The 8950-nt window shown below is 62.5% G+C and carries 9 protein-coding genes; 6 read left to right on the top strand and 3 right to left on the bottom strand.

Annotated elements, in window-relative coordinates; genetic code table 11:
- Positions 1 to 125 precede the first annotated feature (125 nt).
- Positions 126 to 533 carry a MerR family transcriptional regulator gene (locus ACMO6A_RS12930; RefSeq protein ID WP_009608699.1) on the top strand — a complete coding sequence of 136 codons (408 nt, stop codon included), beginning with the start codon at positions 126 to 128 and terminating at the stop codon, positions 531 to 533.
- A 163-nt stretch (positions 534 to 696) separates the two neighbouring features.
- A complete protein-coding gene (locus ACMO6A_RS12925) occupies positions 697 to 1179 on the top strand; it encodes a hypothetical protein (RefSeq protein WP_226843991.1) in 483 nt (160 codons plus the stop codon).
- 161 nt (positions 1180 to 1340) lie between these two features.
- Here ACMO6A_RS12925 and ACMO6A_RS12920 read toward each other — a convergent pair whose 3' ends face one another.
- On the bottom strand, positions 1341 to 1955 hold the full coding sequence (locus tag ACMO6A_RS12920; RefSeq protein ID WP_009608630.1) for an acetate uptake transporter: 615 nt from the start codon (positions 1953 to 1955) through the stop codon (positions 1341 to 1343).
- Between the two features lie 282 nt (positions 1956 to 2237).
- On the opposite strand from ACMO6A_RS12920, the gene ACMO6A_RS12915 reads away from it, so the two are divergent.
- The 3 genes from ACMO6A_RS12915 to wecB all read left to right on the top strand — a co-directional run bounded on the left by ACMO6A_RS12915 (position 2238) and on the right by wecB (position 5264).
- Entirely contained in the window at positions 2238 to 3134 is an 897-nt protein-coding gene (locus tag ACMO6A_RS12915) for a DUF5996 family protein (RefSeq protein WP_035577132.1), read from the top strand.
- Positions 3135 to 3294: 160 nt separating this feature from the next.
- Positions 3295 to 3861, top strand: coding sequence for a hypothetical protein (locus ACMO6A_RS12910; protein WP_009608633.1), 567 nt, complete (start codon positions 3295 to 3297; stop codon positions 3859 to 3861).
- A 281-nt stretch (positions 3862 to 4142) separates the two neighbouring features.
- Entirely contained in the window at positions 4143 to 5264 is a 1122-nt protein-coding gene (gene wecB, locus ACMO6A_RS12905) for a non-hydrolyzing UDP-N-acetylglucosamine 2-epimerase (protein WP_009608691.1), read from the top strand.
- Here wecB and ACMO6A_RS12900 read toward each other — a convergent pair.
- A complete protein-coding gene (locus ACMO6A_RS12900; RefSeq protein ID WP_009608639.1) occupies positions 5261 to 7396 on the bottom strand; it encodes a phage adsorption protein NrfB in 2136 nt (711 codons plus the stop codon). The two genes, wecB and ACMO6A_RS12900, sit on opposite strands and share 4 nt — an antisense overlap.
- Positions 7397 to 7553: 157 nt before the next feature.
- Between ACMO6A_RS12900 and ACMO6A_RS12895 the strand changes: the two genes are divergently transcribed.
- Positions 7554 to 8378, top strand: a complete 825-nt coding sequence (locus ACMO6A_RS12895; RefSeq protein WP_009307007.1) for a Ku protein — start codon at positions 7554 to 7556, stop codon at positions 8376 to 8378.
- 36 nt (positions 8379 to 8414) lie between these two features.
- Here the strand turns inward: ACMO6A_RS12895 and ACMO6A_RS12890 are convergent.
- Positions 8415 to 8950, bottom strand: a 536-nt coding sequence (locus tag ACMO6A_RS12890; protein ID WP_418471377.1) for a phosphatase PAP2 family protein, incomplete at its 5' end; no start/stop codon positions are given.

The following is an 8950-nucleotide window of genomic DNA, read 5'->3' as shown; positions in this document are numbered from 1 at the left end:
CGTGTGCGCGGAGCTGCCGGATACGGAGCGCGGCGCGGGCGGGTTCGGCAGCAGCGGCGTGAGTCTTTGAACCTGATCCTTCCACCCGCTTAGAGTTACTCTAAGCAAGAGCGAAAGGGGCATCGATGGACGCGAGCGAGCACGGAGCTCAAGCCGACAACACGCTGCCATGCTTCGGCATCAGCGAAGTCGCCGACATGACGGGCATCTCCGCGTTCACGATTCGCTACTACGACAAATGCGGGTTCTTTCCCGAACTGGCGCGCGATGCGCGCGGCGTCCGCACGTTCTCGCAATCGGATGTGGCTCAGCTGTACTTCGTCGATGCGCTTCGGAAAAGCGGCCTGTCGATCGAGGGCATCCAGTATTACGTGAAGTTGCAGCGCCGCGGCGCGGCGACGCGCGACGAGCGGCTGGCCATCGTGCGGGCTCAGGAGACGGTGCTCGAGTACCAGCGAGCCGAGCTCGACGAGAGCTTGAAGCGGTTGAGCGCCGCAGGTGTGGAATTGTCGACGGATAGAAAGTCTCGATGACCTTCGTGGTATAGTACTCGCCGAATCCGGTTTGAAGAACCGCGATTTCCATGACCTAGGACTCGTCCGAAGGCAAAATAGGGCCTTAGAACGGCTCTCAGAGCCACGTTTGCAAAACCCCAGGTCAATGGCTATGAAATTTTGAGAAATAGGGAAAGAGCGCATGACTGACAACGAACATAGGCCGCCTGAGCCGCCTCAAGGGCGCGATCCCGGGCGCGAGCCTGACGATCGCAGCCGGCAGACGACGCTTAACGGCGTCCCGGTTCCGTCGTCGAACATGAACGACCTTCGCGAGCTGAAAAAGGCTCAGACGATGGTCATGGTGGCGAGCGTGGCCGGACCCGTGTCGCTGTTCATCGGCGGCGTACTTCTCAGCGGCGTGGGACTGGTCTGCGCCATCATCGCGCTCCGCAAGTTGAACAAGCTCATCGAGAAGCGCACGGACGTATCCGCGCTTGCGCAGCGTCTCAAGCGCTCGGCGATCGTCGGCATGGCCGTGTGCGGCGTGGCGTTCGCTCTCAACGCGATTTCGTTCTATCTGATGATGCCCGTAGTACTCGAGATGATGGAAAGCGGCGATTACGCGGGAGCTGTGACGGATGCCGGGATCGGTGCTGCAGGATCGACCTCGACCTGGGGATAAACTTATCCGCTGTCGAAACCGCATAAAGCGCTGCAGGTTATGCACGGAACCCGCAGCGCTTTGCTTTTTGCTTCCGAATGCTCGCCAGCCCAAACTCCCCTGACCGCTTCTCAAATATCTATTTTATTGATAATATACGTTATGTAAAGTTATACAGATATTCAGGATTTTTTCGACCAGAAGGGGTTGCCGAGCGATAGGAATTGATCCCCGAAGTGATTGTTCAAGATATTGGCGCCCGCGCAGTAGAAACTGAGGAGCGAAATAACAAGCTCGCTGATCGCGGCGAGCATATGCGTCGCTTCTCGAGCAACCCCGAACGCGCTTAGAGCCAAGCCGACGAACAGAAAATCAATGGCGAGGAATATGAAGAACAGCACTTTCGTGGTACGCAGCGCTCCTATGGTCATAAACGCAGTCAAGATGAGGTACGCCACGAAAGCGGCTCCTGTTTGGCGCGGATCGAACGTTTCGGCCGCATAAGAGCCGAACATGCCGTTGGTCGTCGCCCAGCCGAATGCCATGGCAAGCCAAAACAACCCGTATGCGATAAACGCGGTGCCGCCGAATGCGTTGTTCTTCCTCAAATCGATCAATCCGGCGATAAGCTGAGCGCATCCCCCGAGGAAAATGGCCCACCCCATGACAGCCGCCGTCCCGTCGGTGATGCCGAGTTTTTGAGAACAGGCCACGAGCGTGACTATCGCCAGCCCGAACAACCCTAGAGCGCTCGGATCAGCCCACGAGCCCCGCTCTTCCTTCTTCATCTCCCCCATGCTCGCAACTCCTTTCGATTAATTCCTACTAAAGTGGTAAATTTTGAGCAATGATACCGGCTTGCGGGCAGCCGAGCACGCCGATGCTTCTTCAGCTACCGAACGTACCTGTTTTGTCGGTGATCGTCCTTTCGCGCATGGGCGAAGGCTCAACTGCGACGTCGGAATAAGCCGGGCAAGCAGTACGGCGGCATCCCGATTTGCCAACGAACGTCTGACGAACCGTCCGCGGCTGGCGGTTCCGGCTTCGTCCGCTCGTAGGATGGCTGCGAGGTGATAGATATGAACGTATTGACGTACGGCGAGTGGCGCGACACGTGCGACACCGTGCATATGCTGCTGCAGATGATGGGAAAAGCGAAGCTGCAATCGATGGATCCGCAACCTGAATGGAAGCAAGTGGTGCTCGATGCCGATGCGAACGGCTTCACCACCGGACTGATCCCGTTCGGCGCGGACGGCTTCGAGATTAAACTGAACATCGCGGATGCCGAGATGGCCGCGATGACCGCGGCAGGCGACTGCGCGCGTTTCCCTATCGAAGAGTGCGTCTCGGTGAGCGAGCTGTCCGGCCGTTTCACGGCGATGCTCGAAAACATCGGGCATCCGATAGCCATCAACACCGTCCCGCAGGAAATGCACACCGAGGTTCCGTTCGATCGGCAGAATATCGCGCGCGAGTTCGATGCCGCGGCTGCACGGCGCTGCTTCCGTCAGTTCCTGTTCGCGCGCGCGGCTTTGAGCGGGTTCGCGGCGCCGTTTCGCGGGAAGAAGATCCCGCCTTCGCTGTTCTGGGGCACCTTCGACATGACGACCGTGCTGTTCTCCGGAAAGCCCTGTCCCTTCGAACGCACGGCTTCCATAGTAGAGCGTGTCGCCTTCGACGAGCAGTTCGTGGAATTCGGGTTCTGGCCGGGCGACGATGCTACGAACGATCCTTCCTTCTTCGTACTGGCCTATCCGTTTGTTGAGAAAGGGTCGTCGAGCGATGCGAATGTCGACGAGGCGTTCTTCGATGTCGAGAGCTCCGAGTACTTTCTGCGGCTAAAGGATGCGTTGCGTTACGACGATCCCCAGGCCGCGGTTCGTCGGTTCTGCTCCTCAACGTTCGCGCGCATCATGGAACGGCAGAACTGGGAACGTCGCGACTGGTTCACCGAGCCGTTGCTGAACGGTTAGCCTCCCCTCCTTCTGCAGCGGTCGATGCGACCGTCTTAGAGTTGCTCTAAGACGGTCGCTCGCATTATGCCGTCGCCGATCAGCAAGCCGACAAACCGGGATGGACGCGAGGCTCGCAAGGCCTTATGCTGGAACGACGCATACCAGGAAGGGGAAAACGATGAAACCCATTAAAACGGTCGTGGCGGCTTGCCTTGCCGCGGTCGCGCTGAGCGTCGGAGCCCTATCGCTCGGCGCCTGCGGCCCGAGCGCGGAGGAAGTGGTGCGACAGGGGGTGGCCGACGAGCTGGAACGCCTGAAGACCCACGACGAGGCGCTGCTCGACGAGCTGGCGGCCGACAGCGGGGTAGACCAGCTGGCAACCTACGGCATCGATGCCAAGTCGTTCATAGCCGCTTATCTCGACGGATTCGACTATCGCATCGACGAGGTGAAGGTGGACGGCGACAGCGCCACGGCGACCGTGGTGCTTACCTGCAAGAAGTTCGACGCGTTCGCCCAAGCGCTTACGGAGGCTACGACGGCGCTGGCAGAAGATGGGCAGACGGCCGAGCTCGATGCCGACCAGATCAACGAGAAGGTCGGCCAGCTGGTGCTCGAAGCGCTCGGCTCGGTGGAACCGACCGAATCCAACCCGGTGGAATTGCCGTTCACGCGCACGGACAACGCATGGGGGCCGGCGAGCGGAGCCGAGCAGGCGCTGTCTACCGCGCTGTTCTCAGGCTAGAGTCCGCGTCATCTGCGGCGGTTACGTTTAGGATACTGCACGGTAACCGATATGAACGCTTTGGTGCGTTCGGTCTGCGGAATGGTATCGTGTGCGCCATGGATACCGTAGGCTCTTTGCAAGGAGGAATCATGGGGTACGTGGTTTCCCTGCTATGCTTCCTAGGCGTGTTGGGATGCGTTTCGCTCGTCCGACGTCTTGCATAACGGGATACGAACGAGAAGGGCCGGCATATGCCGGCCCTTCCTCCGTCTTGGAGCCGCAAGGAAACGGAGGCTTGCATGAAGCGCAGGAAGAGCGTGCTCATCGCATTCGGCACGCGCCCGGAAGCGGTTAAGATGGCGCCGGTTTTGAACGCGCTCGAAGCCGACAAGGCGTTCGAGGTCGAGGCGCTCTCGACGGCTCAGCACCGCGAGATGCTCGACCAGACGGCGGCTGCGTTCGACTTGCGCATCGATCATGACCTGAACCTCATGCGCGACCGTCAGACGCTCGACGGGCTCACGGCGCGCATTCTGACGGTCGCGACCCCCGTGCTGGAGCTCGCGGCGCCCGACGCAGTGCTCGTGCACGGCGACACCACCACTGCTCTCGCGCTGGCGCTCGCGTCGTTCTACCGACAGATCCCCGTGGGGCACGTGGAGGCGGGCCTGCGATCGGGAAACCGGTACTCCCCCTTTCCCGAGGAGATGAACCGTCGTCTTATCTCAAGCCTCTCCACCTGGCACTACGCCCCCACCGAAGGCAACCGAGCAAACCTCCTCGCGCAAGGCGTCGATCCGGATAGCATCCGGGTAACGGGCAACACCGTCATCGACGCGCTCCTTGAAACGGTAAGCTCTTCCTACCGCTTCGAGGAGCCGGCTCTCGAAGCGGTCGATTTCGACGGATTGCGCGTCTTAGGGTTGACGTGCCATCGGCGCGAGAACCTGGGCGAACCGATGGAGCGCATGTTCGCTGCAGTACGCGACACGGCAGACGCCCACGCTGACGTGCGCGTGGTGTACCCCGTGCACAAGAACCCCGCCGTGCGCGCGATAGCCGAGAGGGCGCTGGGCGGGCATCCGCGCATCACCCTCGTCGAACCGCTCGGATACGCCGATTTCTCCAACTTCATGGCACGATGCGCCTTCATGCTGACGGATTCGGGCGGCGTGCAGGAGGAAGCACCGGCCCTCGACGTGCCCGTGCTCGTGCTGCGCGACGATACCGAGCGTCCCGAAGCGCTTGAAGCGGGCTGCGCCGCCCTGGTCGGCACGACGTACGAAGGCGTGCGCGCATCGTGCGAGGCGCTGTTGGGCGATGCGGCGCTGTACGCGCGCATGGCGGCCGCTCCCGACCCCTACGGAGACGGACATGCGGCCGAGCGCATATGCAGCGCACTCCATGACGCCCTCGACTAGGAGAAACGCGACACGGCGAGGCCCATCTCGCAAGCGATGTCGTCGACCGAGCGGCCGAGATGCAGCGCGTAAGCCAGCGCCATGCCCGCCTGTGGCAGCTCTACGCTCGTCTCCTCCAGAAGCGTCGCCGCCCCGGCAGGTTGCGGAGCTTCCGCCGCGTTGTCGAACGCGAGAGCGCCTTCGAACGCTTCGAGCAGGTCGGCTGTGCTGGAGAACAGGAAGAACGTCGGTTCGCCCAGCAGAAACGCCAGTTCGTCTCGCTCCGCGCACGAAAGGTCGTCGTCCACGGCGACGATCCAGCCTTTTTCGCTCTCGACCAGCGGCAGCGCGGCGAACCGATCCGCCGCGGCGAACGGCATGCGATCCATCAGCTCCAGAAGCACGAGGTCGGGCTGTGCGCGCACGTGCATCGACTGCTGCTGCAAGGCGTAAGCCTGCGTGAGGTGCCTCTCTTCGACCAATCCCTGCCTCAGCAGCTCCTGCCCCAACCGCACGCCGCGCGCACGCGCCGATCCCACGGCGTCTTCCAGATGCCCTGGCTCCACGAAACCCCTCTCCAGCAGCGCGTCGCCCAGAAGGCGCCGATAGCGTTCGAGCACCGAAGCGGGGAGAAATTCGTGGTCGGTCTTGTTCCATGCGGGACCTTCCTGCGCAGACGTCGCATTCGAGGTTTGCGCGTCGTCTCCGTCCGTTGCAGGCTTTCCTTCGCCCTCCTCCTCTGCCGCGTTGCCCCGATGCTCGACGACCGGCGCGGCGGCCGCCTTGGCCTCTCGTCCGCGCAGCAGCACGTAGGCGATCTTCTGCCGCCATGCGCGAAACGTCGCGCACATGTTGATGAGGTTGCCCCACAGAAGCCTGAGCGGGAACAGCGGCGGCAGCAGGATGGAGAACGCCATCGTCTTCCAGCCGTACACGTTCGCAAGCGCGCGTCCGCGAAGCACCTGCCGTTCCACCATCATGAACAGCAGAAACACGCACATCCACCACGAAGGGCTGTGCAAGGGGTACATGACGGGCAGCTCCAGCTGCGGCGCGAACGTCTGCACGAGGAAGTACGCGAGCACGGCGTAGCCCGGCAGCAGCACGAAGTTCGCGAACTTCGCCTTGAGGTCCTTGTACAGAAACGTGCGCTCGGCGAACGTAAGCTCGCTTTTGCCGAACACATCGGCCATGCTCGCGCTCTGCATCGTGATGCCGTACACCCATCGCGCTTTCTGCCGCACCGCCGCCTTGAACGTCGACGGGAACAGCGAGCGCGTGGCGATGTAGTCCCACACGGTGCGCCCGCGCGCGTCGACGCGCGGCACCTTCTCAAGCACGTAGTGCACGCGGAAGCCGCGCATGCGCAAGGTGAGCGACAGCTTGTAATCCTCGGTCAGGCTGTTGCGCGGCAGCAGTTCCTCGTCGCGAAACGCGTCGAGGACGCGCCGGCCGATGGCGAAGCCCGTGCCCGCCGAAGGAACGAAGCCCAGCTCGTCGCGCATGACCATGGTGCGGAAGTGGTGCTCGGCGAACTCGTCGGCGTAGGTGGACGAGGTCAACGTCTTGAAGAACAGCCGCAGCCGCGGCATGCGCTGCAGCGGGAACACGGGGAACTGGAGGGCGTCGTAGTCGTCGATCAAGTAGTTCGTCATCTTGAACTCGTTGGGGTGCACCACGTCCTCCGCGTCATGGATGGTGACGCTCGCGAAGCGCACGTCGCGCTCGGCCTCGTATTCCCGGATGGCCCGCACGGTATGGTTGATGTTGGCGGCCTTCGACGTGGGTCCGGGATCGTCTCCCACCACGCACACCACGGTGCCTCCATGGCGCGCCTCGAGCGCGCGAGCCACGGCCACGGTAGCCGCATCGTTGGGATAGACGCCCAAAAACACCCGGTACAGCGAGCGCGGGTACTGCGCGGAGGCCACGAGGTTGTCCACCACTTCGCCCAGCACGGCGTCCTCGTGCCAGGCGGCGATGACCACGGCCAGCATCTTCGGCGGCTTCTCGTTGATGAGCGACAGCTTCACGCGCTTCTTGCCCGTGCCGCGAAACAGCGCGAACACGTCCCACAGCACGTCGTCCGCGCCGAACACGATGAACGCGAGCGCAACGAAGAAGCCGATCCAATAGACGACCTGCTCGTCCATGCCCGCTTCCGCCTCCTTTCCTCGCCTCAGCTCATCTGCCAGCTTGCCCGCGTGAAAACGCCATCGTTGCAGTTCGTCCTCGGTCGATCTCCGAAGCGAGGCAGACGGCAAGCCCGCGCTACGATGCCGAGAAGCATCCGCGAGGAAGGAGCAGGTCATGGCCGGTAGGAAAGGCGCAATCGCGTTCGGTCTCGTGTACATCCCGGTGGAGCTGTTCACGGCGACGCAGGATGACGCCGTACGGTTCAACCAACTTGCCAAAGATAGCATGAAGCGCGTGCGATACGTGAAGACGTGCCCTGACTGTAAACGAGAGCTGAAACCGGAAGACATCGTGAAAGGCTACCAGTACGAGAAGGGCAAGTACGTAGTGGTGGACGACGAGGAGCTGGACGCCATCAAGACCGATGCCGATCGCGCTATGAAGATCGTGCAGTTCTCCGACATCGACGAGGTGCCGCCTCTCTACTTCGAGAAGCCCTACCAGGTGGTAGCCCAGCCCGGCGGCGAGAAGGCGCTCGAACTGCTTCGACGAGCCATGGTGGACGAAGGCAAGATCGCCATCGGCACGACGGTGCTGGGCAATTCGGAAACGCCCATCGCGCTCATCCCCCACGACGATGACCTGGTCATGATGACGCTGCACTATCAGAGCGAGGTTAAGGACATCCCCAAGACGCTCCAGCACCCCGACGTGGCCGACGAGGAGCTGTCCATGGCGAAGCAGCTGGTGGAGAGCATGACTGCGCCGTTCGATCCGAGCCGCTTCCGCAACACGTACCAGGAGAAGCTCATGCAGCTCATCCAGGACAAGATAGCCGGCAAGCAGATCGTGGCCGAAAGCCAAGAAGCCCAGCCGTCGAACATCATCAATCTCATGGACGCCCTGTCGGCCAGCCTCAAGGCGCGCGACGGCAAGGACGGCGGGCCGAAGAAGCCCGCTCCGGCGAAGAAACCCGCGCGCAAGCGGGCGTCGGCCTAGAGGCTCGCGACGGGAGAGGCCTCTTCGGCAACGCTTTCAGTCTGACGACGATTCGGGCCAGGTCTTCTCCACGAGCCAAACCGAACCGATGCCGACCGCGATGCCGATGACGGCGCCCGCCAGGATATCGGAGGGATAGTGCACGTACAGGTAGAGGCGCGAGAAGGCGATGAGGCATGCGACGGCCACGGCCGAGACCTTGAGCGCCAGCACGCCTCTGCCCTTCCCCGGCAGACAGCACAGCGCCGCGGCAGCGGCGAACGACACCATGGAGTGGTTCGAGGGGAACGAATCGCCCGACGGCGGCGGGATGAGCAGACCGGCGAACTCGTAGGCGACGAACGGCCGTGCGCGCCCGAACAGCGGCTTCAGCACGAACATGCCGAGGATCGCGGTCGCGACGACGGCCAGGAGCACGGCTACGCCCCACCTGCGGTACCTCGGCTGCGCGACGAGCACGGCGCCGGCGACGAGCCACACGAGGGCGAGGTCTCCCAGATGCGTGGCCAGCAGCATGATCTGGTCGAGCAGCGGCGTGCGCAGATGCTGCTGGATGGCGTCGAGAACGGCGA

It is taken from the genome of Eggerthella sp. (assembly GCF_048329335.1).
GTDB classification, from domain to species: domain Bacteria; phylum Actinomycetota; class Coriobacteriia; order Coriobacteriales; family Eggerthellaceae; genus Eggerthella; species Eggerthella lenta.
This window is presented reverse-complemented; position numbering and strand designations above follow the sequence as displayed.

Excerpts from the sequence above, each read along its gene's own strand:
- wecB (WP_009608691.1), top strand. The coding sequence starts at position 4,143 with ATGAAGCGCAGGAAGAGCGTGCTCATCGCATTCGGCACGCGCCCGGAA.
- ACMO6A_RS12920 (WP_009608630.1), bottom strand. The coding sequence starts at position 1,955 with ATGGGGGAGATGAAGAAGGAAGAGCGGGGCTCGTGGGCTGATCCGAGC.
- ACMO6A_RS12895 (WP_009307007.1), top strand. The coding sequence starts at position 7,554 with ATGGCCGGTAGGAAAGGCGCAATCGCGTTCGGTCTCGTGTACATCCCG.
- ACMO6A_RS12910 (WP_009608633.1), top strand. The coding sequence starts at position 3,295 with ATGAAACCCATTAAAACGGTCGTGGCGGCTTGCCTTGCCGCGGTCGCG.
- ACMO6A_RS12900 (WP_009608639.1), bottom strand. The coding sequence starts at position 7,396 with ATGGACGAGCAGGTCGTCTATTGGATCGGCTTCTTCGTTGCGCTCGCG.
- ACMO6A_RS12930 (WP_009608699.1), top strand. The coding sequence starts at position 126 with ATGGACGCGAGCGAGCACGGAGCTCAAGCCGACAACACGCTGCCATGC.
- ACMO6A_RS12925 (WP_226843991.1), top strand. The coding sequence starts at position 697 with ATGACTGACAACGAACATAGGCCGCCTGAGCCGCCTCAAGGGCGCGAT.
- ACMO6A_RS12915 (WP_035577132.1), top strand. The coding sequence starts at position 2,238 with ATGAACGTATTGACGTACGGCGAGTGGCGCGACACGTGCGACACCGTG.